The organism is Citrobacter sp. Awk 4, from assembly GCF_028069725.1.
Classification (GTDB): Bacteria; Pseudomonadota; Gammaproteobacteria; order Enterobacterales; family Enterobacteriaceae; genus Citrobacter_D.
The window spans coordinates 30,216-53,328 of sequence record NZ_JANEWG010000020.1 but is presented as its reverse complement, the minus strand read 5'-3'; the positions used below and the strand labels follow the sequence as shown (position 1 = coordinate 53,328).

Sequence of the window (23,113 nt, the reverse complement as noted above, 5' to 3'; positions counted from 1 at the left end):
AACCAGGGAGTTTCTCATGACCTTTGAATGGTGGTTCGCCTACCTGCTGACATCCATTATTTTGAGTCTTTCTCCAGGCTCCGGCGCCATCAATACCATGACCACTTCCATCAACCACGGTTATCGTGGCGCAGTCGCATCAATTGCGGGTCTGCAAACCGGGCTTGGTACTCACATCATTCTGGTGGGGATCGGTCTGGGGACGCTATTTTCGCGCTCGGTCATCGCCTTTGAGGTTCTGAAGTGGGCGGGAGCCGCCTATCTGATCTGGCTGGGTATTCAGCAATGGCGCGCTGCGGGCGCTATCGATCTGAACACGATGGCAAGCACACAATCACGTGGTCGATTGTTCAAACGCGCCGTCTTTGTCAATCTGACCAACCCCAAGAGCATCGTTTTTCTTGCCGCCCTGTTTCCACAATTTATCCTGCCGCAGGAACCGCAACTGATGCAGTACGTCATCCTCGGCATTACGACTATTGTGGTCGATGTGATTGTGATGATCGGTTATGCGACGCTGGCACAACGCATCGCGGCGTGGATTAAGGGGCCAAAACAGATGAAGGCGCTGAACAAAGTGTTCGGTTCGTTGTTTATGCTGGTCGGCGCGCTATTGGCCTCAGCAAGACATGCATGAAACGTTGCCGGACAGCGCTAACGCTAATCCGGCTTATCACTTAGCGCGAAATAATCAGATGAATGCCAAAACCTGCGAATAACGCGCCGGCAAAACCGTCGATCCATTTCGCCAGGCGCTGATAACCGCGACGCATTTTCGGCAGGGCAAACAGACTGGCAACAATCGTAAACCACGCCAGCGTTTCCACGATAATCAGCGCAAAAATACCCCAGCGCGCAGCCGTACCGACATTATCACCAACAAACAGTGAGAACACCGAGCCGAAGTAAATAATCGCTTTCGGATTCGCCAGATTGGTCAGCAGACCTTTCAGAAAACTACGTCCACTCTGCGCCAGTTCCACCTGCGCCGCGGGGGCCGTTGTTTCCTGTTTTTTCAATGCGCCACGGAGCATTTGGTACCCCATCCAGCACAGGTACAGACCGCCGCCGACCATGATAATGGTGTGCAGCCAGGCCATTTTCTCAATGATCAGATGCAGCCCAAGCAGCGCCACGCCCGCCCAGACCATCACGCCACAGGTAATGCCCAATACGCCCATCATCGCTTCTTTACGGGAACGGCTGACGGCAGTTTGGGAGACAAAGAAAAAGTCTGGTCCTGGGCTCATCAGCGCAACAATGTGCACCATAGCCACGGTGAGAAATAGCATCAGCATAAAAATAACTCGCGGGGGAAAGAGTTCAGTGAGTCATCATCCTGGCACTTTTTTTCCAGGCTGACTACTCTTCGTCGTCGCCATCGACATGCGCGCGGATCAGCGCCATAAACTCTTTGCCAAAACGCTCCAGTTTCCGCATGCCGACACCGTTAACGCTGAGCATTTCACTCGGCGACACCGGCATCTGTTCCGCCATTTCGATAAGCGTAGCGTCGTTGAAAACCACATAAGGCGGGATATTTTCTTCATCGGCAATCGCTTTACGCAGTTTACGTAATTTAGCAAACAGCTTGCGATCGTAGTTACCGCCGAAGGATTTCTGCATTACACGAGGCTTCAACGCAACGATACGCGGTACGGCAAGCTGAAGCGGCACATCGCCGCGCAACACCGGACGCGCCGCTTCTGTGAGCTGGAGCGCCGAGTGGTGGGCGATGTTTTGCGTCACCAGCCCAAGATGAATCAGTTGGCGAATAACGCTCACCCAATGCTCGTGGCTCTGCTCGCGGCCAATGCCGTAAACCGGCAGTTTGTCATGGGCTAAGTCACGGATTCGTTGGTTGTTCGCGCCGCGAAGTACCTCCACGACATACCCCATACCGAAGCGCTGGTTAACACGATAGATCGTCGACAGCGCTTTGCGCGCATCCATTAAACCGTCGTACTGTTTTGGCGGATCAAGGCAGATATCGCAGTTGCCGCACGCTTCCTGCCGCCCTTCGCCAAAATAGTTGAGCAACACCAGGCGACGGCAGGTTTGCGCCTCAGCAAACGCCCCCATCGCATTCAGCTTGTGCCGTTCAATGTCCTGCAACTGTCCGGCAGGTTTTTCTTCAAGACAGCGTCGGAGCCACGCCATATCCGCCGGATCGTAGAACAGCATCGCTTCCGCGGGCAGACCGTCTCGCCCTGCCCGACCCGTTTCCTGATAGTAGGATTCGATATTGCGCGGAATGTCGAAGTGCACCACAAAGCGGACGTTGGGTTTATTAATCCCCATGCCGAATGCCACCGTCGCCACGACGATTTGCAGATCGTCACGCTGGAATTTTTCCTGCACATCGGCGCGAACGCCGTTTTCCAGACCCGCATGATACGCCGCCGCGCTGATCCCGCGGCTTTGCAAACGCGCGGCGGTGTCTTCCACTTTCGCACGGCTATTACAGTAAATAATGCCCGACTTACCGCGCTGTTCCTGAACGTAACGCATAAGCTGATCGAGCGGCTTAAACTTCTCCATCAACATATAGCGAATGTTCGGGCGGTCAAAACTGCTGATCTGGATTAACGGATCGTTGAGTCCCAGCAGGCGAACAATGTCCAGTCGGGTGGTGTCGTCGGCCGTTGCGGTGAGCGCCATAAACGGCAGGGCGGGGAAACGCTGGCGAAGCTGACCCAGTGCGGCGTATTCCGGGCGGAAATCATGCCCCCACTGCGAAATACAGTGAGCCTCGTCGACGGCTAATAACACCGGGTTCCAGTGTGCAAGATGCTCAAGAAAGTTATCCAGCATCAGGCGTTCAGGTGCGATATACAGCAGGCGGATTTGCCCGGTACGGCAGCCCGACATGACCTCAAGCTGTTGTTCACGGCTCTGGGTTGAGTTCAGACACGCCGCTGCCACGCCGTTGGCCAGCAGTTGATCGACCTGGTCTTTCATCAGAGAGATAAGCGGTGAAACAACGACGGTTAAGCCGTTCAGAAGCAGTGCCGGGATTTGATAGCACAGGGATTTCCCACCACCGGTTGGCATCACGACCAGGCAGTCTCGACCGGAAAGAACGGTGTCGATAATCTGTTCCTGACCTGGGCGAAACTGTTGGTAGCCGAAGGTTTCCTGCAAAACCTGTTTAGCTCCCGACTCCAGATTCAACACTTCCGCCTGCGCCACATTAACCCCATTCACCAGTATAAAAACAGGCGCTATTTTCAGCGCCTGAGAGAGAAACTGCAATGTTTAAGTGCTTATCAGAAGATATCGTTCAGCATCACGCCTACACCGACACGCGTCTGATTAAAGTTATAGTCGATCAGGGATTCGCCATATCCGCTGTACACCTGGGTATAAAGGCGAACGTGCTTCGTTATCGGATAGCTGAGACCAAGTTCTGCGCCGCCGTATCCGGTATTCCAGTTGTACTGCCCTTTTGCACTTAACACCGCCTCACCGAGGTGATAGCCGATTTTAAGCTGGTAATAGCCCATGTATTTGGTGATATCAGGGTTATCATCGGTACTGCCCACGACAAACCACGGCTTCACTTCCACCAGCCAGTTGCCATTATCAGCCATCAGACGGGTATAAAGACGGTTCCAGCTACGCGATGTCGGATCTGAACGGCCATTAGAATCGTGGTTATACCCCATTTCTACATCGCGCAATGTCCAGCCCACTAAGCGATAATCGGTGGCAAATCCCAGGAACAGTTGCGGTTCATAGTTCGTTTCGCGAAAAGGCGAAGACTCTTCGCTATTCGACAATTGCCACCACGATTTCTGGGTATAGGACGCCCCCAGCACCGAATTCGCCCCCAGAATGCCACGCCAGAGAGGGAAAGCCAGACTCAGTTGAAACTTCACCTCATCTTTACGGGCATTATCCGACCAGTCATAGCTACTGATAGCTTCTTTGTTCATGTCACTGGTAGCGGTGTAAATCAGATAGTTAGTGTCATAGGGGTACAGCGTGAACGGACTGTCATGCTCTTGCAGCATGTTGGCGATAATACTGCCTCGCACCGCCGGTGCATCATGAACCTCTTTCTCTGTCGCGTCCTGCGCAAACGCGGCCAACGGCAGCATTGCTGCTGGTAATAACCACCCCAGAATTGCCCACATCGTTACACTTCTCCTGAACTCAATATTGATGATTGTAAAATTATGTATCACGCATTCTACATACTTACTCAATACCTGTTTAGTTATCCTCTCCTAAAGTAGAAAACAACAAACAAGAAGCATAATATCAACATCTCATTAACCACGGAGTGTCCAATCGTATGTCTGCTGTACTTACCGCTGAAGAAGTCCTGAAGTTAGTAGGGGAAATGTTTGTCTACCATATGCCGTTTAACCGGGCATTGGGGCTGGAACTGGAGCGCTATGAAAAGGAGTTTGCCCAATTAGCCTTCAGTAATCAGCCGATGATGGTCGGGAACTGGTCACAGAGCATTTTGCATGGCGGGGTGATTGCCTCTGCATTAGATGTTGCTGCCGGCCTGGTTTGCGTGGGGAGTACGCTGACCCGTCATGAAACCATCAGTGAAGATGAACTACGCCAACGGATGTCACGCATGGGCACCATCGATCTACGCGTCGATTACTTACGCCCTGGCCGTGGGAATCGTTTTACCGCGACCAGTAGTTTGCTCCGTGCGGGTAATAAGGTCGCCGTAGCGCGTGTGGAGTTGCATAACGAGGATCAGCTTTATATCGCCAGCGCGACCGCCACTTATATGGTGGGGTAAGCACGTAAAAAAAGGTAAACTGCCGTTCCATTTCTGATATGAGTTTTCCCGATGGATGCTAAGCAAACGCGGCAGGGCGTACTACTCGCTCTTGCTGCTTATTTTATTTGGGGTATCGCACCCGCGTACTTCAAGCTGATCTCTTACGTTCCAGCGGACGAAATCCTGACGCACCGCGTAATTTGGTCATTCTTTTTTATGGTGGCGCTGATCAGCGTCAGTCGTCAGTGGTCGTATTTAAAAACGCTGCTGCAAACGCCAAAGAAGATCTTCCTGTTGGCATTGTCGGCAGTTCTGATCGGTGGAAACTGGCTGCTCTTTATCTGGGCGGTGAATAACCACCACATGCTGGAAGCCAGCCTGGGCTACTTTATCAATCCGCTGGTGAACATTTTACTGGGGATGATTTTCCTCGGCGAGCGCTTCCGTCGAATGCAGTGGCTGGCCGTCGCGATGGCGGCCTGCGGCGTATTGGTGCAACTCTGGACATTCGGTTCGCTGCCGATTATCGCGCTGGGACTGGCGTTCAGTTTCGCCTTTTACGGTCTGGTGCGTAAAAAGATTGCCGTGGAAGCGCAAACCGGCATGCTGATTGAAACGCTGTGGCTTTTGCCGGTCGCCGCAATTTATCTGTTTGGCATTGCCGACAGCGCCACCAGCCATATGGATAAGAACCCTTTGTCGCTGAACCTGTTGTTGATCGCCGCAGGCGTTGTCACCACGATACCGCTGCTCTGTTTTACCGGCGCGGCAACGCGTCTGCGTCTCTCCACTCTGGGATTCTTCCAGTATATCGGCCCAACATTGATGTTTATTCTGGCGGTCATGTTTTACGGCGAAACGCCGGGAGCCGATAAAATGGTGACGTTCGCCTTTATCTGGGTGGCGCTGGGGATTTTTGTTGCGGATGCGATTTATACCCAACGAAGAACGCGCAAAGGGTTGTAGTGCTTTTTTGCCGGATGGCGGCTGCGCCTTATCCGGCCTACGGGATCTTTAGGCCCGGTAGGCGTCGCGCCACCGGGCGAATCATCAAAGCCAGTTCTTCCGCTTAAAGTACAGATACGGCGCCAGACCCGCGAGCATCATAAAGACAATCGCGCCAGGATAACCGAAGCTCCAGTGCAGTTCCGGCATAAATTCAAAGTTCATTCCGTAACTGGAGGCCACCAGCGTCGGCGGCAGGAACACCACAGAAACCACCGAGAAGATCTTGATGATACGGTTCTGCTCGATGTTGATAAAACCCATCGCCGCCTGCATCAGGAAGTTCACTTTCTGGAACAGGGATTCGTTATGTGGCAGCAGGGATTCGATATCGCGCAGGATCTCACGCGCCTGCTCCAGTTGTCCGCCCGGTAAACGCGCTTTACGTACCAGGAAGTTGAGGGCGCGCTGGGTATCCATCAGACACAGGCGCACTTTCCAGCCGATATCTTCCAGTTCCGCCAGCGTGGAGAGCGCTTCGTCGTATTCATCACCCTGATGCCCTTCCATGATCACACGGCTGAGTTTTTCCAGGTCGCTGTAGATGTTTTCGATTTCATCTGCCAGCTGTTCGATTTTGGTTTCAAACAGATCCAACAGCAGCTCATACGCATTGCCGTCCACCATCGCCTGGCTACGCGCACGCATACGATAGAGACGAAACGCTGGCAGTTCACGTTCACGCAGGGTGAACAAACGGCCATCACGGATGGTAAATGCCACCGTGGAGTTACCGGCGTGGTCTTCCGCATCTTCAAAGAAGAAAAAGGAGTGGATGTGCAGACCGTCTTCGTCTTCGAAGAAACGGGCAGATGCTTCGATGTCTTCCAGTTCAGGACGTGTTGCCAGGCTCTGACCCAGTTCAGATTGTACGCGCAGGCGCTCGTCGTCGTCCGGTTCGACCAAATCGACCCATACAGCATCAATCAGGGTTTGTGACTCCTCGACTTCCAGCCGGGTCAGTCGGTTTTTTTCCAGTTGAAATGCGCTCAGCATGACCGGGACTCCCAATGCATAAAAATATCGGACGTTCGGTGGGCACACAGAAACAAATTGGGTTTCAGACCATTAAACAGCCTGACTCAACGCGACGGGAAAAGAGAGAAAGTCGCTGACAACCGCGAAGGCTATCAGCAAAAAGGGATAGCCTTAGGAGTTGATCCTGGATGACAGGATAATGAGCCAGCATCTACTGGGTGTGTCCAAGGCGAATGTCCTCTTAGCGTAATCGTGCGCGCATGTTACGCCAGCATAAATTTGACGTCAACTCGCAACGGAACGCGAAAAAGTAATTATTTCCCCTAATGCTTTAAGGTTAGCAGAGAGGGATGATTTATCTATGTTTTCAGAACATTAAGCGGCAGATTGCCGGATGGCGGCTTCACCTTATCCGGCCTACGAATCATAAGGTTAGTGATGTTAGACCGTTTCCAGCCTGGCGTAGGCCGCCACTAACCATTTGATTCCCTGCCCCTGGAACGCTACCTGCAGGCGACTGTGCTCACCGCTGCCTTCCAGATTCACAATGGTGCCCTCGCCGAACTTAGCGTGGCGCACGCGCTGGCCGAGTTTGTAGCCAGTGTCGTTCTCCGCCATCGGCGTCCCCATCCGCTGATGGCTGACCGGGCGACTCACGGTCGCGCGCAGACGCACTTCTTCCACGCAGTTTTCCGGTAGTTCACCGATAAAGCGCGACGGACGATGGTAAACCTCTTTTCCGTACAGACGACGTGTTTCGGCGTAGGTCAGGGTCAGTTTTTGCATCGCCCGGGTCACGCCGACGTAGGCCAGACGGCGTTCTTCCTCCAGACGCCCGCCCTCGTCGAGCGACATCTGGCTCGGGAACATCCCTTCTTCCATACCGACGATAAATACCTGCGGGAACTCCAGCCCTTTCGCCGAGTGCAGAGTCATTAACTGCACCGCATCCTGCCAGGTATCCGCCTGCCCTTCACCCGCTTCCAGCGCGGCATGGGAAAGGAACGCCTGTAACGGCATTAAATCTTCGTCTTCTTCGTTGTAGCTGAACTGGCGCGTTGCCGTCACCAGTTCGTCTAAGTTTTCGATACGCGTCTGACCCTTCTCGCCCTTTTCCTGCTCGTACATCATGCGCAGACCGGAATCTTTCACCACACGGTCAGTCTGCACGTGCAGCGGCATGTCTGCCGTTTCTTGCGCCAGCGCGTCAATCAACTCCATAAAGCGCTGTAGCGCGCTCGCCGCGCGGCCCGCCAGCGCTTTTTCCTGCAACAGCTCGCGGCAGGCTTGCCACAGCGTCAGTTGGCGATCACGTGACGTCTGACGCACCACATCCAGGGTACGATCGCCGATGCCGCGCGTTGGCGTGTTGACCACGCGCTCAAACGCTGCGTCGTCATTACGATTTGCAATCAACCGCAGATAAGAGAGTGCGTCTTTGATTTCCTGACGTTCGAAGAAGCGCATGCCGCCGTAAATGCGGTACGGCATGCTCGCCTGGAGTAACGCCTCTTCCAGCACGCGCGACTGGGCGTTGCTGCGATAGAGAATGGCGCACTGATCCAGCGCGCCGCCGTTGTCCTGCCAGGTTTTGATGCGGTTGACCACGAAGCGCGCTTCGTCGAGTTCGTTGAAGGCGCAGTAGAGCGAGATAGGCTCGCCGTCCGCGCCATCAGTCCACAGCTTCTTACCGAGACGACCGTTGTTGTTTTCAATCAGGGCGTTCGCCGCGCTCAAAATATTGCTGGTTGAACGGTAGTTCTGCTCCAGGCGGATGGTTTCCGCGCCGGGAAAATCGTTGAGGAAGCGCTGAATGTTTTCAACCTGTGCGCCGCGCCAGCCGTAGATTGACTGGTCATCATCGCCGACAATCATCACCTTGCCGGTATCGCCCGCCAGCAGGCGGATCCACGCGTACTGAATGTTGTTGGTATCCTGGAATTCGTCGACCAGGATATTGGTGAAGCGTTCGCGGTAATGCTGAAGAATGTGCGGCTTGTTGAGCCACAGTTCGTGAGCGCGCAGCAGCAGTTCGGCGAAATCGACCAGCCCGGCGCGGTCGCACGCTTCCTGATAAGCCTGATAGACCTTCTGCCAGGTCTGCTCAACCGGGTTGCCGTAGCTCTGAATATGGTGCGGGCGCAGCCCTTCGTCTTTCTGGCTGTTGATGTACCACATCGCCTGACGCGGCGGCCACTGCTTCTCGTCAAGATTCATGGCTTTGATCAGGCGCTTCAGCAGACGCAACTGGTCTTCACTGTCCAGGATTTGGAAATCCTGCGGCAAATTGGCGTCCAGATGGTGCGCACGCAGCAGACGGTGCGCCAGCCCGTGGAAGGTTCCGACCCACATCCCGCCCTGCGTCGTTCCCATCAGTTGCCCGATACGATGGCGCATCTCCGCCGCCGCTTTGTTGGTGAACGTCACTGCCATAATGGAGTACGGCGAGCAGTTTTCTACACTCAGTAGCCAGGCGATACGGTGTACCAGCACACGCGTCTTACCACTGCCCGCCCCCGCCAGCACCAGCATGTTGGTGCGCGAGGCAGCGACGGCTTCGCGCTGTTTGTCATTAAGGCTGTCGAGCAGGTAAGAAACGTCCATTGATGGCACCGCCGCGTTAGGAATAGATAAACTGCGAAATGCCCGATGGCGCTTCGCTTATCGGGCCTACGTGATCGCAGTCACCGTAGGGCGGATAAGCGTAGCGCCATCCGCCAAAACCCTGGAATTTTATACAGAACTATTGAGGATTATATCAGCGAGGTCAGCGATGCCAACCGGGAAATTTCCAGATGCGGTAACAAACGGCTGTCATTGGTCTGCATCAGGTCGGCATTTTCCGGCTTGATCCAGCACGCCTGCATACCGCAGCGAATGGCGCCAGCGACGTCAGTGGTCAGATCGTCGCCCACATGCAGGATCTCGCCGATCGGTACGTTGAGCTTCTCAGCGGCTAAGGTATACATGTCGCTAAACGGCTTAGAACGACCGTCCGGCCCCGCCCGCAGGACAAACTCAAAATAGTCGCCCAGCCCAAACAATTCCGGCTGCGCATTGCCGTTGGTGATCGCCACCAGCGGCCACTTTTCAGCCAGCGCTGCCAGCGTGTCGTGTGTCTCCTGCGGGACGTCAATCCGGCTACGCCACTTTGCGAAATTCATCATCGCCGCGTTGGCGCCTGCCGTCGCCTCTTCCGCTGATAATCCCGCGTTCAACATGGCGCGTTCTACGGCGCGATGCCGCCACTCGGTGACGTCATGGTAAATCTCTGGCTCCGCTTCACGCACTGCCTGACGTAAACGTTGCAGGTCGGCGTTTTGTAATGTGCGCAGCGCAGGGTGATAGTTTTGCACAAAGGCGAGCGCTTCCTGCTCCGTGCGCAGAATAACCTGACGGTTATCATAAAGGGTGTCATCCAGGTCAAAGGTGAGCGCAGAGATGCGCCCCAACGGCCGGTAAAAACGCATTATTTCCCCCGTTTGGCGCGCGGATGCGCCGCATCGTACACCGAGGCCAGGTGTTGAAAATCAAGATGAGTATAGATTTGGGTGGTCGAGAGGTTGGCATGCCCCAACAACTCCTGCACACCGCGCAGGTCGCCGCTCGACTCCAGCATATGAGTGGCAAACGAGTGACGCAGTTTATGCGGATGCACATGGCTATTCAGCCCCTGCCTGATGCCCCACTCGGCAAACCGTTTTTGCACGTTACGCGCTGAAATCCGTTTCCCCAGTTTGGAGAGAAACAGCGCATCGTCGTCACCGCCAAACAGGCCACGCAGATCCAGCCAGTGTTCAATCCACGCCACCGCATTGCGTCCGATGGGCAGACGTCGCTCTTTGCTGCCTTTCCCCATCACCCACACTTCGCCAGTGTCGAGATCGAGGTGTTTAATATCCAGCCCAACCAATTCTGACAAACGCAACCCTGCGCCGTACATCACCTCCAGCATTGCCCGATCGCGCACGGCAAGCGGGTCATTGAGGTCGATATCCAGCAGACGATTCACATCATCAACGTCGATATTTTTCGGCAGATGGCGCGGCGCTTTGGGTGCGGAGATCCCTTTCGCCGGGTTAGCCGGCAACTCGCCCTGGCTCACCAGCCAGTCGAAGAAACTGCGTAATGCAGAGAGACGTAATGCCAGACTGGCAGGCCCAAGCCCTTTGCGACGACTGCGCACCGCAAAACTGCGTACTCTCGCAGCATCACATTGTTGCCAACTTTGCATTCCGGCTTCCCCGGCTAACGCGATAATGGCATCAAGCTGACGGCGATAGTTCAGGAGCGTTATTGGGCTAAGTTGCCGCTCCACGCCCAGATAACGCAAAAAGCGGGCAACATCCTGCGAAAGCGGCAAATCCGTCATATGCGTTCAATCCAACGCTCGAGCAATTCCGGCAACATCAGCGATATCTCTTGCAGCAACTGCGTCCCTTGCCCTTGCTGATAATGGTGTGCATCACGACTGCTGAACAGCATGACACCGAGATCGCCCTCGCGTCCCAGCATTGACATCGCCACCGAGCCTATCGCTTTGGCTTCCGGCAGCACCACCAGCAGTTCCGGACCGTTGAGCGGGCCAAGATAGTGCTGCTCCTGCCCCAGACGTTGAATACGCAACGGTTCGAAGGCCTGGCGGTTTAATGACAGATGCGTGAAACTCGACGGCGCACCGAGTCGCCAGCGATCGGGGAATAAGCGGATTGTTGCCCCTGCCAGCCCCAGATCGCGCGCCCAGCGATGAAAACGTATCAGCAGCTCATCCAGACTGCCGGCTGACACCAGTCGCCCCTGGAGATGCAACAGACGATAAAACAGGCTTTCGTTGGCGTTCGCCTGCTCCATCAGTAGCGTCATGTTCTCTTCGAGCTCGTTGATATGGTTGCGCGCGCGCGCCATATGCCATTCAACTAAAGAGATGGTTCCACGCACCGGGTGCGGGACACGCATCGCTTCGACAGCGCGCGCATTGCGGATAAAAAACTCAGGGTGACGCTGCAAATACTCGACGACCGCGCGGTCATCCAGTTCCATGAGTGTTTCCTGTAGTTCTTCCCCTGGTTGCTTCATAGATGAATAAACCCGTCGTAGACATGTGCCGCCGGGCCAGTCATATATAACGGATGGCCCGGACCTCTCCAGGCGATATCAAGACGACCGCCCGGTAATTCCACGCGTACTTCTTCTGCTAACAAACCCTGCTGAATACCAACCGCCACAGCAGCGCACGCGCCACTGCCGCAGGCCTGGGTTTCTCCTGCCCCACGCTCATAAACGCGTAACCGGATATGCTCGCGTTTAACCACTTGCATAAACCCGATATTGGCGCGCTCAGGAAAGCGTTCATGATTTTCCAGAACCGGCCCCAACGTTTCTACGGCGGCCGTATCAACATCATCAACCTGAATCACGCAATGCGGGTTCCCCATCGAAACGACGCCGCACAATACTGTCTGTTCAGCGGCTCGCATAATATAGGTCTTTTCCGCTTTGTTGGCGCGAAACGGCACCTGCGCCGGTTCAAAGTTGGGCTCGCCCATATTGACCCGTACCAGTTCGTCGTCGGTAACGCTCAGAACCATGCGGCCATTGGCCGTGCTGACGCGAATATCACGCTTGTTCGTCAACCCTTTCAGGCGGACAAACCGGGCAAAACAGCGTGCACCGTTACCGCATTGCGAGACTTCACTGCCATCCGCATTAAAGATGCGGTAATGAAAATCCAGCTCGGGATCGTAAGGCGGTTCGACAACCAACAGTTGATCGAATCCGACCCCCAGATGTCTGTCCGACAGACGGCGGATCAACTCCGGCGAGAAAAAGACATTCTGCGTTACCGCGTCGACGACCATAAAATCGTTGCCAAGGCCATGCATTTTAGAGAATTGCATCATTCGCTCCATTCACGCGGGTACAGAGGGTTACCGTCAGTAATTCACCTGAGTAGGGCCGTCGCCTGTTGCACGATCATTTCGTTCTGGCAGGGTGGATTGCGTTTGCGGTTCAACCTTCTTCGTCGGAGGCGGTGCATTCTTGTCCTCTGGCGGAAAATAGAGCGGGCCTTTTAGACCGCAGCCCGTCAGGCTGAACAGAGTAAGAAGTACAGCGAGTGCCTGAAACACATTTTTCATTGTGGATTGCCTGTAAGTTCATGCTTTCTGTTTTCTATCATCGCAGGAGAAGACGTAAAAGCAAGAGTTTGCCTGCAAACTGCAACGTGTTTTGTTTCGCGTTATACTGCGAACATCACGAAAAATGGGATAAAAAAATGAACGACAGTGAATTTCATCGCCTTGCGGATACCCTGTGGATGACCATTGAAGAGCGTCTGGATGACTGGGACGGCGACAGCGATATCGACTGCGAAATTAACGGTGGTGTGCTGACCATTACCTTTGAAAACGGCAGCAAAATCATCATCAACCGCCAGGAGCCGTTGCACCAGGTGTGGCTGGCGACCAAACAGGGCGGCTACCATTTTGATCTGAAAGGCGACGAATGGATCTGCGACCGCAGCGGAGAGACTTTCTGGGCGCTACTTGAGCAAGCGGCAACGCAACAAGCGGGTGAAAACGTTAGCTTCCGTTAAGTGTTGTGCCGGATAGGGTCTTCGCCTTATCCGGCATAAACATCAAGAGAAATACTGCTGTAATAACGGCGTGTCGTTGTCCTGGCTGGCAGGAGGCACGGTACTAATCGACTGCGCGCGGAACGGGATCACCTGCGCACGACCATCGGTATTCACGATCTGGTAGAACTGAGGCAAGTTAAAGTTGATGAAACTGGAGCCGTACGTAAAACGATCGTGGGAAGACGAATAGAAGCGGCTCACGTCGCGCACCAGCTCTTCTTTGCTACCTTCGCAGTGATGGTACACTTCCGCCCGGTTACTTTCGTCCAGAATGTAGATATTAAAGCCTTTATCATCGCCCGTTTCTTCAAAAAAGAACTGAATAATCCCTTCACTGGCGAAACCATCCACCACCGACGGTAATTTCACATGGTTTGTCTCAACCTGCACAGAAAGTCCATGCAGCTTGTTATGTGAAATCGCGCCATAGAATTCAATGGCATTTTCCAGCTTCTGCACTGACACATTCAGACGTTCAAAGAACAGTCCCCAGGTCTGGCCTGCAACGCGTAGCGCTTTGAAGCGCCCCGTTTCCTGCCGTGTGCTGGAGAGACGCAATTCAATGCACTCAGAAACCAGTTGCTGTACACGAGTGCGAATCAATCCACGTAAATGCTGGCTATAGCAGAACACTTCCACGCTGTCCGGCGGGGCGGCATCCTGGTGCATTTTGCCCAGAATCGTTTTCAGCGCTTCAATCATCGCCTGTTCGCCGTTGAAATGCAGAGTACGCACTTCGTTCCATGAGTTGCGATACAACAGGTCAACGCTGCCCACCAGGCAATTTTGTTCTTCGCCAAAGCTGAAGATATCCAACTTGCGGAAATCAAAATGCACAACCTGATTACGGAACGCCGCTGTCGGGTCATACTCAAGGTTGACGATAATCGCCAGGTGACGAATTTCACACGGACTGTAGAGCGCTTTTGGCGTTGGCGCTGGCAAACGCAGAGGGAAATGGTGCGACACGTCAGCCACCATCTCCTGCAGCTTCGGCAGATCAACAATGCCGTTGCCTTTAATAAACAGATGCGTACGTGAGGTCAGCAGGCCGTTAAACCACGCCCAGGCCACCAGCTTGTTCAGGTAACGGTTATATTCCAGCGGCTGATGGCTGATGATGGAATCCATGTTCGGCGCACGGTTGTAGAGATACCATCCTGAACGGTTGGCACGACCCGGCGGCACATGGATAAACGTCAGATTCGGCTCGGAGAGATCCGGCGAAATCTGCGGGTTCACCAGCGTCACTTTACCCGGCAGCGCCTCAAATGCGGCATACAGTTTACGGGTCAATACCCCGATATCCTGTGGACTGGCGCTAACGCTAAGGTTGTTACGGCGCGCAAAACGGATCAGGTTACGATAGCTCTGCATCATGGCATCAAGCAGTTCGTTATGTGCTTCACGGACTTGATCGATCTTCCAGTTAGCGCGATTGTCGAGCATGGTCAGACGCGCTTCGTCCCATCCCCACTCTTTGACTAACTGACTTAAGACTTCACGGCGCCAGCCAACGCAGGCGCGTTCACGACTCAGTTTCTCGCAGACTTTCAGGTAGAAACATCGACGCACCAGATCCAGGCGCGTTGGGTCTTCAATCGCCGTGAGATATTCAGTAACGCGTTCCAGCATCATGCAGTAGGGATCAAGACCAAAGGATACGATCTCGCCATCGTGCAGACGCTGTTTGATATCTTTCGCCAACAGGCGCGGATTCGGGTACTCCCAGGAATACGCTTCCAGCAGCAGCGTTTTCAGCACCGCTTTGTACGGCGAATCAATACTCTTGTACAGCTGCCAAAGGCTGGCGCCAAAGTACTCTTCCGCAGAGAGTGAGCTCAGCCCACCCAGATCCAGCCATTCGTTTGGCGTTAACACACCCTGCGCGTAGAGCGTCATCACGTAATCGTCGTAATGCTCTTCTTCGTCGCACGGCACCATACTCCACAGAATACGTTTACCGGCCAGACGCACAGCGGTGCGGTAAAATTCATCCAGCAACAGGATATGCTGTGTGGAGCCACAGTCTTCACCACCCAGACTGCCGCTTTCATTGTGGCGGAAACGGTTTTCGTCGATCAGGAAGAAGCTGACTTCAACACCCAGCGAGGCGGCCCAGCTTTCCAGAAGGCTGCATTTGCGTTGCAGCAACTGGCGCTCTTCGCTATCGAGCCAGGATTGATGGCAGACCCAGATATCCAGGTCAGAGGAACAGCTTTGCCCTACTGAAGACGTACTGCCCATTGAGTAAACGCCAGTAATCGGCAATTCACCCTTCGGCGGATTCTGCACAGACATACCGCGGTGCAGTTCCAGTTCATTCAGATAGTGGCGTTGAGTTTCATCAGGCGAATAGAAACAGATGCCTTTGGGAACGTTACCATCCAGGTAACCCGGCATCAGCGGATGGTGATAATGCAATAATGTCGGCAGCAGACTGTATACCTGCTGGAAAGCAGGTCCCATGGCAGCAAGCGCGCGATCCACACGCAGTTGATTTATGGCATCCAGTCTCTGTTTCAAAGTCTCAATATAGAGGTACAAGACGTATCGCCTGATGTTGCTACCCGTCATGTTTCTGTTTGTCGTTACCGTTACGTGGTTTCGCAAACGTCATCATTCGGGATATACCGTATGTCAAAAATAGCCGTTACCTTTTTTCGGTCTCCTCTTTGAGGCGCAGACGAAAAAATGGTCTAAAACGTGATCAATTTAACACCTTGCTCATTGACCGTAAAGAAAGTTGCACTACTTACCAGTGTAGCACCGTTCGCTTCGTGTAAATTCCGTAATATAGCAAGGCGCTTTCTCGTCACTCTTCACTGCCATTGACGACACAACGCCTTCTCTCTCACTCACCTTTGACCGTAACACTGACATCCCACTTGTAAGGATGTTAGGATGGTCCACGGACGATAATGACGGTAACAAGCATGTTAGACAAAGTTTTAAGAATTGCCACACGCCAAAGCCCCCTTGCGCTCTGGCAGGCACATTTTGTCAAAGACGCCTTGATGGCGAATCATCCTGGACTGGTTGTTGAACTGGTGCCAATGGTGACACGTGGCGACGTAATTCTTGATACCCCTTTGGCGAAAGTGGGCGGAAAAGGCTTGTTCGTCAAAGAGCTGGAGGTCGCACTGCTGGAGAAGCGCGCGGATATCGCAGTGCATTCGATGAAAGATGTACCGGTTGAATTCCCGCAAGGCCTCGGACTGGTCACCATTTGCGAACGCGAAGACCCGCGCGATGCGTTTGTCTCCAATACCTATCATCATCTGGATGAACTGCCGGCAGGCAGCATCGTAGGCACCTCCAGCCTGCGTCGCCAGTGCCAGTTGGCCGAACGCCGTCCGGACCTCATTATCCGCTCGTTGCGCGGCAATGTCGGAACGCGCCTCAGCAAACTGGATAACGGTGACTATGACGCCATTATTCTGGCCGTTGCCGGGTTAAAACGCCTGGGTCTGGAGTCACGTATCCGCACCGCCATGCCGCCAGAAATTTCGCTTCCCGCTGTCGGGCAGGGCGCGGTTGGCATTGAGTGTCGACTGGATGATACCCGTACCCGGGAACTGCTGGCGCCGCTGAATCATGATGAAACCGCCGTGCGCGTCAAAGCGGAGCGCGCCATGAACACCCGTCTGGAAGGCGGCTGTCAGGTGCCCATTGGCAGCTATGCTGAAATCATCGACGGTGAAATCTGGTTACGTGCGTTAGTAGGCGCCCCTGATGGTTCGCAGATGATTCGCGGTGAACGACGCGGATCGCCTCAGGATGCCGAACAGATGGGCATCTCCCTGGCGGAAGAACTGCTGGAGAACGGAGCCCGCGCTATTCTGACAGAGGTTTACAACGGAGAAGCCCCCGCATGAGTATTCTGGTCACCCGCCCGTCTCCCTCAGGGGAAGAGTTAGTGAGCCGTCTGCGCACACTGGGGCAGGTGGCCTGGAGCTTTCCGCTCATTGAGTTCACGCCAGGCCGCGAGCTTAATACACTTGCCAACCACCTGGCCACGCTGACTCAGAACGATCTCGTCTTCGCCCTTTCCCAACATGCTGTCACTTTCGCCCATGCTCAACTTCAGCAGCAAGGGCAAAACTGGCCAACGCTCCCGCAGTATTTTGCTATTGGCCGCACCACAGCGCTGGCGCTCCATACGGTGAGCGGGCGCAATATTCGTTATCCTCTGGATCGGGAAATTAGCGAAGTCTTGCTACAATTACCTGAATTACAAAATATTGCAGGTAAACAGGCGCTTATTTTACGTGGCAACGGTGGTCGTGAACTGTTAGGAGACACCCTAATAGAACGCGGGGCTGATGTCACTTTTTGTGAATGTTATCAACGCAGTGCAAAGCATTACGACGGTGCGCAAGAGGCCATGCGCTGGCACTCTCGTGGTGTGACAACGGTGGTTGTCACCAGTGGCGAGATGCTGCAACAGCTCTGGTCAATGACACCACAATGGTATCGGGAACACTGGTTACTACGCTGTCGACTGCTGGTCGTCAGCGAGCGTCTGGCGCACCTCGCCCGGGAACTGGGCTGGCAAGATATTAAGGTCGCTGATAACGCCGACAACGATGCGCTACTGCGCGCATTACAATTACTCTCATAATGGGATGCCATAATGACGGAACAAGAAAAATCCTCCGCCACGGTTGAAGAAACCAGGGAGGCCGTGGAAACCACATCACAGCCAGTCAACACTGAGAAAAAGAGCAAAAATAGCACCTCGCTGATCCTGAGCGCGGTGGCCATCGCCATTGCCCTTGCGGCAGGGGTTGGACTTTATGGCTGGGGAAAACAACAGGCGACGACGCAGACAGCCACCAGCGATGCGTTAGCTAATCAACTGATAGCATTGCAAAAAGCGCAGGAAGCCCAAAAGACAGAACTCGAAAGCATAATTAAAAAACAGGCAACTCAGTTGGATGAGGCGAATCGTCAGCAAACGACTCTGGCAAAACAGCTCGCCGACGTGCAGCAGAAAGTCGCCACAATATCTGGAAGCGATGCCAAAACCTGGCTGTTGGCGCAGGCTGATTTTCTGGTAAAGCTCGCCGGACGTAAGCTGTGGAGCGATCAGGATGTCACCACCGCCGCTGCGCTGTTAAAAAGCGCGGACGCCAGTCTTGCGGATATGAACGATCCGAGCCTTATCATCGCTCGCCGTGCCATTACCGATGATATCGCCAGCCTGTCATCTGTCTCGCAGGTGGACTACGACGGTATTATCCTCAAGGTCAACCAACTCTCTAACCAGATCGATAATCTGCGTCTGGCTGACAACGACAACGATGACTCACCGATGGATTCCGACAGCAGCGAACTTTCGAGCTCCATTAGTGAATGGCGCGTGAACCTGCAAAAAAGCTGGCAGAACTTTATGGACAGCTTCATCACCATTCGTCGTCGCGATGAAACTGCCGTGCCGCTGCTGGCGCCAAATCAGGATGTTTACCTGCGTGAAAATATCCGTTCACGCCTGTTAGTCGCGGCGCAAGCCGTTCCGCGCCACCAGGAAGAAACATACCGCCAGGCGCTGGATAACGTTTCCACCTGGGTTCGCGCGTACTACGACACCGAAGATGCGACAACCAAAGCGTTTCTTGATGAAGTGGACAAACTGAGCCAGCAGAGCATCACCATGGATGTACCGGAGACGCTGAAAAGCCAGGAAATTCTTGAGAAGCTGATGCAAACCCGCGTGCGTAATTTGTTGGCGCAATCAGCAACTTCGGCACCTGCACCTGCACCTGCACCTGCACCTGCACCTGCACCTGCACCTGCACCTGCACCTGCACCTGCACCTGCACCTGCACCTGCACCACAAGCAGACACTCCGTCCGCTGCGCCGCAAGGAGAATAATGATGCTAAAAGTATTATTGCTCTTTGTATTGTTGATCGCAGGTATTGTGGTGGGTCCGATGCTCGCGGGACATCAGGGGTATGTGCTGATCCAGACCGACAACTACAACATTGAAACCAGCGTCACCGGTCTGGTGATTATTCTGATCGTCATGATGGTTGTTCTGTTTGCGATCGAATGGCTGCTACGCCGCGTTTTCCGCACAGGCGCTCACACGCGCGGCTGGTTTGTGGGCCGTAAACGCCGCCGTGCGCGTAAGCAAACGGAGCAGGCGCTTCTCAAACTGGCAGAAGGTGATTATCAGCAAGTTGAAAAACTGATGTCGAAAAATGCCGATCATGCTGAACAGCCGGTGGTGAACTACCTTCTGGCCGCTGAAGCGGCGCAACAGCGTGGCGATGAAGCGCGTGCGAATCAACACCTCGAGCGCGCTGCCGAGATCGCAGGTAACGACACCATCCCAGTGGAAATTGCCCGCGTACGTCTGCAACTGGCGCGTAATGAAGACCACGCGGCCCGCCATGGCGTAGACAAACTGCTGGAAGTGACACCGCGCCATCCGGAAGTATTGCGTCTGGCAGAGCAAGCCTACATCCGTACCGGCGCATGGGGATCGTTGCTGGAGATTATCCCGTCGATGGCGAAAGCCAAAGTCGGTGATGAAGAGCACCGCACCCTGCTGGAACAACAGGCGTGGATTGGTTTGATGGATCAGGCGCGTGCCGATCAGGGCAGTGAAGGGTTGCGTAGCTGGTGGAAAAACCAAAGCCGCAAAACCCGCCATCAGGTTGCCCTGCAGGTTGCCATGGCAGAACATCTGATCGAGTGTGACGATCACGATACCGCGCAGCAGATCATCATCGATGGCCTGAAACGCCAGTATGACGATCGTCTGGTATTGCCGATCCCGCGTCTGAAAACCAACAATCCAGAGTTGGTGGAGAAAGTACTCCGTCAACAGATTAAAAATGTTGGCGATCGTCCGCTACTGTGGAGCACGCTGGGTCAGTCGCTGATGAAACATGGTGAGTGGCAAGAGGCTGCCCTGGCCTTCCGCGCTGCGCTCAAGCAACGTCCGGATGCCTATGACTACGCCTGGCTTGCCGATGTGCTGGACAGACTCCATCAGCCGGAAGACGCTGCGGCTATGCGTCGCGATGGCCTGATGCTGACATTGCAGAATAACCCTCCGCAGTAACACCTTCATGCCCGGTGGCGAGCAGCTTACCGGGCATACCATCCTACGGTAACACCCATAAAAAAACGCCCACTCCATCAGGAGCAGGCGTTAAACAGGTCTGTATGACAACATAAATGGGTGCTTCACTCAACGTTATGCCCATGGTGTTTGATGAGGCGAAAGCGACATCTGTCAGTGGACGATAAGCACCGTAAACGGCTCTGCATCATTCCTGAGTTTATGAGGCACTAAGGCGAACATAAGAGATGGAATGAGCATCTACCCGTATATTATTGCACAATGTGTGCCATGATTGAACTGCAAAAAGCAGGGATTCAGACTATTCGGGGAACCGCGCCCTGAGCGGGTCAGCGACGCCTGACATCTACATCCCTCTCCACCACGGGACGCTGTTTGTCTCTGTATAGAGACAAATATCCGCGAATATGAAGAAATAGTGTAAAAACATAAAGTTAATTGTCGCCCGACAGCGACAACCTTACGCAATGGCATCGTCAGATAGTGACATAGTGTTTGTGGATGTATTCGGGGGATAAAGCACAAGAGAGGAATATCAGAAAACAAAAAACCCCGCCGAAGCGGGGTTCAAAATTGGTCGGCGAGAGAGGATTCGAACCTCCGACCCACTGGTCCCAAACCAGTTGCGCTACCAAGCTGCGCTACTCGCCGATGTACTGCTTTTTGAATTTTTAGTTCAATTCTTTAAGTCGTGGTGCGAGGGGGGGGACTTGAACCCCCACGTCCGTAAGAACACTAACACCTGAAGCTAGCGCGTCTACCAATTCCGCCACCTTCGCATTGTCACAACTTATCAAATAATGGGGTGGCTAATGGGATTCGAACCCACGACAACTGGAATCACAATCCAGGGCTCTACCAACTGAGCTATAGCCACCACTACAAATCTTTTTACGCGGTCTTTAAAACCACCGCAGCTCCAGCACCGGGTAAATGGTGCGCCCGACAGGATTCGAACCTGAGACCTCTGCCTCCGGAGGGCAGCGCTCTATCCAGCTGAGCTACGGGCGCTTAGCGCCGTTGCGGGGTCGGATAATACGGACTTCCCACCCCGCTGTCTAGTGCCTTTTAAAAGAAAATGTTCGTTTGCTCAGGGTTTGTGCGTTTTGTCGCTTATTTCTCCACTTTCTGAATATCAACACCCCGATTCAGGCCGAAAACCTTATAAGCGAGGGTAACGACAAGCAGAAAGAGGATACCGACAAACAGCGACATACGAGTCTCTTCATTAAAGTACATGCCAATTAAAACGCAAATCAGGAACGCCATCGTCAAATAATTCGCCCAGGGGAACATAATCGAGCGGAAAGGATGACTGGCGATCGCCTCTTTATGCGCCTGACGGAAGCGCAACTGACTAATCAGGATCACAAACCACGGCACCATGCCTGGTAATACGCTCGCACTGTAGACATAGACAAAGACACGCTGAGGATTTGGGATAATGTAGTTAAGGCATGAGCCAATCAGCAAAATCAAGATAGAGAGCGCCACACCAGCAACCGGTACGCCGTGGCGAGACACCCTGGCCATCGCAGCCGGAAGCTGGCGGTTCTTCGCCAGCGCATACAGCATACGCCCGCAGCTATACATTCCACTGTTACAACCGGAAAGCGCCGCCGTCAGCACCACAAAGTTAATAATCCCGGCCGCTGCGGTAATCCCGATTTTGGCAAAGGTCAGAACAAATGGACTACCGCTGCTGCCAATTTCGTTCCACGGAAAGATGGTCACAATAACGAAAATCGCACCCACGTAGAAAATCAGGATACGCCACAACACTTTGCCCACCGCGCTACGCAGCGTAACCTGCGGGTTTTTCGCTTCACCGGCGGTAATGCCGATCAGCTCAACACCCTGGTAGGACGCCACCACAATGCACAATGCTGTGAGAAATCCTTTCCAGCCACCGGCAAAGAAACCGCCGTGCTCTGTCAGGTTGCCAAAACCAATGGCCTGACCGCCGTTACCAAAACCAAAGAAAATCACCCCCAGACCAACCACGATCATCACAATAATGGTGGTGACTTTGATCATTGCAAACCAGAACTCGATTTCGCCATACAGGCGAACAGCGGCGAGATTCGCGAGCGCGACCAGCCCTACGGCGATCAATGCGGGTATCCATTGCGCCATTTCTGGAAACCAAAATTGCACATAGACCCCAATGGCGGTTATCTCCGAGATCCCCACCGCCATCCACATAAACCAGTAAGACCATGCCGTGAGATACCCGAAGAAAGGGCTCATGTAGCGGTGAGCGTAGACGGCAAATGAACCGGCAACCGGTTCAAGGAACAACATTTCGCCCATTGAACGCATGATGAAAAAAACAAAAAGCCCGGCAACGATATACGCCAGCAGGACTGACGGTCCGGCCCATTTCAGCGTACTGGCTGCGCCCATAAACAAGCCGACGCCAATAGTGCCCCCGAGAGCAATCAATTCGATATGACGAGCTTCCAGCCCACGCTGTAGCTCCGGTTTCTTCTCTGCCATAGTTCCTCTTGTCGTGTTTGCCTTTTTCCCGGTATGACCGGTTATTGTTATGAGTACTTCTTTTGCCATAACTGACCATGCGGTGCCGGGCGGTTTACGGTTGACGTAAAAATGACCGCAGCACTGCAATGATGGGGGCGAATGGT

General features: G+C 53.9%; 21 protein-coding genes and 4 tRNA genes. 8 read left to right on the top strand and 17 right to left on the bottom strand.

All coding sequences use genetic code 11. The annotated features are described in order from the left end of the window. The first annotated feature begins 16 nt into the window (after window positions 1-16). Complete coding sequence (gene rhtB / locus NNO04_RS10675; RefSeq protein WP_271444633.1) at window positions 17-637, top strand: homoserine/homoserine lactone efflux protein; 621 nt, start codon at window positions 17-19, stop codon at window positions 635-637. A 40-nt stretch (window positions 638-677) separates the two neighbouring features. Here the strand turns inward: rhtB and rhtC are convergent, their stop codons facing one another. From rhtC to pldA, 3 genes are all read right to left on the bottom strand, one after another. Further along, window positions 678-1,298 carry a threonine export protein RhtC gene (rhtC, locus tag NNO04_RS10670; RefSeq protein WP_271444632.1) on the bottom strand — a complete coding sequence of 207 codons (621 nt, stop codon included), beginning with the start codon at window positions 1,296-1,298 and terminating at the stop codon, window positions 678-680. Window positions 1,299-1,362: 64 nt separating this feature from the next. Beyond that, window positions 1,363-3,192 (bottom strand): ATP-dependent DNA helicase RecQ, encoded by a 1,830-nt coding sequence (gene recQ / locus NNO04_RS10665; protein WP_271444657.1) that lies wholly within the window; start codon window positions 3,190-3,192, stop codon window positions 1,363-1,365. A gap of 77 nt (window positions 3,193-3,269) precedes the next feature. Further along, on the bottom strand, window positions 3,270-4,139 hold the full coding sequence (pldA, locus tag NNO04_RS10660) for a phospholipase A (RefSeq protein ID WP_271444631.1): 870 nt from the start codon (window positions 4,137-4,139) through the stop codon (window positions 3,270-3,272). Between the two features lie 161 nt (window positions 4,140-4,300). On the opposite strand from pldA, the gene yigI reads away from it, so the two are divergent. Both yigI and rarD read left to right on the top strand, forming a co-directional pair. Continuing rightward, window positions 4,301-4,768: an acyl-CoA thioesterase YigI gene (gene yigI, locus NNO04_RS10655; RefSeq protein WP_271444630.1), complete on the top strand. Its 468-nt coding sequence runs from the start codon at window positions 4,301-4,303 to the stop codon at window positions 4,766-4,768. A gap of 51 nt (window positions 4,769-4,819) precedes the next feature. Then, a complete protein-coding gene (gene rarD / locus NNO04_RS10650; protein ID WP_271444629.1) occupies window positions 4,820-5,716 on the top strand; it encodes an EamA family transporter RarD in 897 nt (298 codons plus the stop codon). Between the two features lie 84 nt (window positions 5,717-5,800). On the opposite strand, the gene corA is transcribed toward rarD, so the two are convergent. The 8 genes from corA to lptM all read right to left on the bottom strand — a co-directional run bounded on the left by corA (window position 5,801) and on the right by lptM (window position 12,870). Continuing rightward, the gene (gene corA, locus NNO04_RS10645) at window positions 5,801-6,751 is read right to left on the bottom strand and encodes a magnesium/cobalt transporter CorA (RefSeq protein WP_271444628.1); all 951 of its coding nucleotides are present in this window, start codon (window positions 6,749-6,751) and stop codon (window positions 5,801-5,803) included. Between the two features lie 153 nt (window positions 6,752-6,904). After that, complete coding sequence (gene ysgD / locus NNO04_RS10640) at window positions 6,905-6,961, bottom strand: YsgD/CorL family protein (RefSeq protein WP_238340021.1); 57 nt, start codon at window positions 6,959-6,961, stop codon at window positions 6,905-6,907. Between the two features lie 213 nt (window positions 6,962-7,174). Next, a complete protein-coding gene (uvrD, locus tag NNO04_RS10635; protein WP_271444627.1) occupies window positions 7,175-9,337 on the bottom strand; it encodes a DNA helicase II in 2,163 nt (720 codons plus the stop codon). A gap of 149 nt (window positions 9,338-9,486) precedes the next feature. Next, window positions 9,487-10,203, bottom strand: a complete 717-nt coding sequence (gene yigB, locus NNO04_RS10630; protein WP_271444626.1) for a 5-amino-6-(5-phospho-D-ribitylamino)uracil phosphatase YigB — start codon at window positions 10,201-10,203, stop codon at window positions 9,487-9,489. Next, a complete protein-coding gene (xerC, locus tag NNO04_RS10625; protein WP_271444625.1) occupies window positions 10,203-11,105 on the bottom strand; it encodes a tyrosine recombinase XerC in 903 nt (300 codons plus the stop codon). The genes yigB and xerC overlap by 1 nt, the downstream gene beginning before the upstream one ends. Continuing rightward, window positions 11,102-11,809: a DUF484 domain-containing protein gene (locus NNO04_RS10620; RefSeq protein ID WP_271444624.1), complete on the bottom strand. Its 708-nt coding sequence runs from the start codon at window positions 11,807-11,809 to the stop codon at window positions 11,102-11,104. Before NNO04_RS10620 ends, xerC begins: the two co-directional genes overlap by 4 nt. Next, window positions 11,806-12,630 carry a diaminopimelate epimerase gene (gene dapF / locus NNO04_RS10615; protein ID WP_271444656.1) on the bottom strand — a complete coding sequence of 275 codons (825 nt, stop codon included), beginning with the start codon at window positions 12,628-12,630 and terminating at the stop codon, window positions 11,806-11,808. Before dapF ends, NNO04_RS10620 begins: the two co-directional genes overlap by 4 nt. A 36-nt stretch (window positions 12,631-12,666) precedes the next feature. After that, window positions 12,667-12,870: an LPS translocon maturation chaperone LptM gene (lptM, locus tag NNO04_RS10610; RefSeq protein ID WP_271444623.1), complete on the bottom strand. Its 204-nt coding sequence runs from the start codon at window positions 12,868-12,870 to the stop codon at window positions 12,667-12,669. Window positions 12,871-13,007: 137 nt separating this feature from the next. Here lptM and cyaY point away from each other — a divergent pair, with 137 nt between their 5' ends. Then, complete coding sequence (cyaY, locus tag NNO04_RS10605) at window positions 13,008-13,328, top strand: iron donor protein CyaY (protein WP_271444622.1); 321 nt, start codon at window positions 13,008-13,010, stop codon at window positions 13,326-13,328. Window positions 13,329-13,370: 42 nt separating this feature from the next. Here cyaY and cyaA read toward each other — a convergent pair whose 3' ends face one another. Further along, window positions 13,371-15,917 carry a class I adenylate cyclase gene (cyaA, locus tag NNO04_RS10600; RefSeq protein ID WP_271444621.1) on the bottom strand — a complete coding sequence of 849 codons (2,547 nt, stop codon included), beginning with the start codon at window positions 15,915-15,917 and terminating at the stop codon, window positions 13,371-13,373. 389 nt (window positions 15,918-16,306) lie between these two features. Here cyaA and hemC point away from each other — a divergent pair, with 389 nt between their 5' ends. Genes hemC through hemY form a run of 4 tightly spaced genes read left to right on the top strand, consistent with a single transcriptional unit; the run spans window position 16,307 to window position 20,447 of the window. Then, window positions 16,307-17,248, top strand: a complete 942-nt coding sequence (gene hemC / locus NNO04_RS10595; RefSeq protein WP_271444620.1) for a hydroxymethylbilane synthase — start codon at window positions 16,307-16,309, stop codon at window positions 17,246-17,248. Next, the gene (hemD, locus tag NNO04_RS10590) at window positions 17,245-17,994 is read left to right on the top strand and encodes a uroporphyrinogen-III synthase (protein WP_271444619.1); all 750 of its coding nucleotides are present in this window, start codon (window positions 17,245-17,247) and stop codon (window positions 17,992-17,994) included. The genes hemC and hemD overlap by 4 nt, the downstream gene beginning before the upstream one ends. Before the next feature lie 12 nt (window positions 17,995-18,006). Further along, window positions 18,007-19,248, top strand: a complete 1,242-nt coding sequence (gene hemX, locus NNO04_RS10585; RefSeq protein WP_271444618.1) for a uroporphyrinogen-III C-methyltransferase — start codon at window positions 18,007-18,009, stop codon at window positions 19,246-19,248. A 2-nt stretch (window positions 19,249-19,250) separates the two neighbouring features. Further along, the gene (gene hemY / locus NNO04_RS10580) at window positions 19,251-20,447 is read left to right on the top strand and encodes a protoheme IX biogenesis protein HemY (RefSeq protein ID WP_271444655.1); all 1,197 of its coding nucleotides are present in this window, start codon (window positions 19,251-19,253) and stop codon (window positions 20,445-20,447) included. A 595-nt stretch (window positions 20,448-21,042) separates the two neighbouring features. Here the strand turns inward: hemY and NNO04_RS10575 are convergent. From NNO04_RS10575 to thrP, 5 genes are all read right to left on the bottom strand, one after another. After that, window positions 21,043-21,119, bottom strand: a tRNA-Pro gene (locus tag NNO04_RS10575). Between the two features lie 41 nt (window positions 21,120-21,160). Beyond that, window positions 21,161-21,247, bottom strand: a tRNA-Leu gene (locus NNO04_RS10570). A 22-nt stretch (window positions 21,248-21,269) separates the two neighbouring features. Continuing rightward, window positions 21,270-21,345, bottom strand: a tRNA-His gene (locus tag NNO04_RS10565). Window positions 21,346-21,402: 57 nt separating this feature from the next. Continuing rightward, a tRNA-Arg gene (locus NNO04_RS10560) sits at window positions 21,403-21,479 on the bottom strand. 102 nt (window positions 21,480-21,581) lie between these two features. Further along, complete coding sequence (gene thrP, locus NNO04_RS10555; RefSeq protein ID WP_271444617.1) at window positions 21,582-22,967, bottom strand: bifunctional threonine/serine APC transporter ThrP; 1,386 nt, start codon at window positions 22,965-22,967, stop codon at window positions 21,582-21,584. Window positions 22,968-23,113 lie beyond the last annotated feature (146 nt).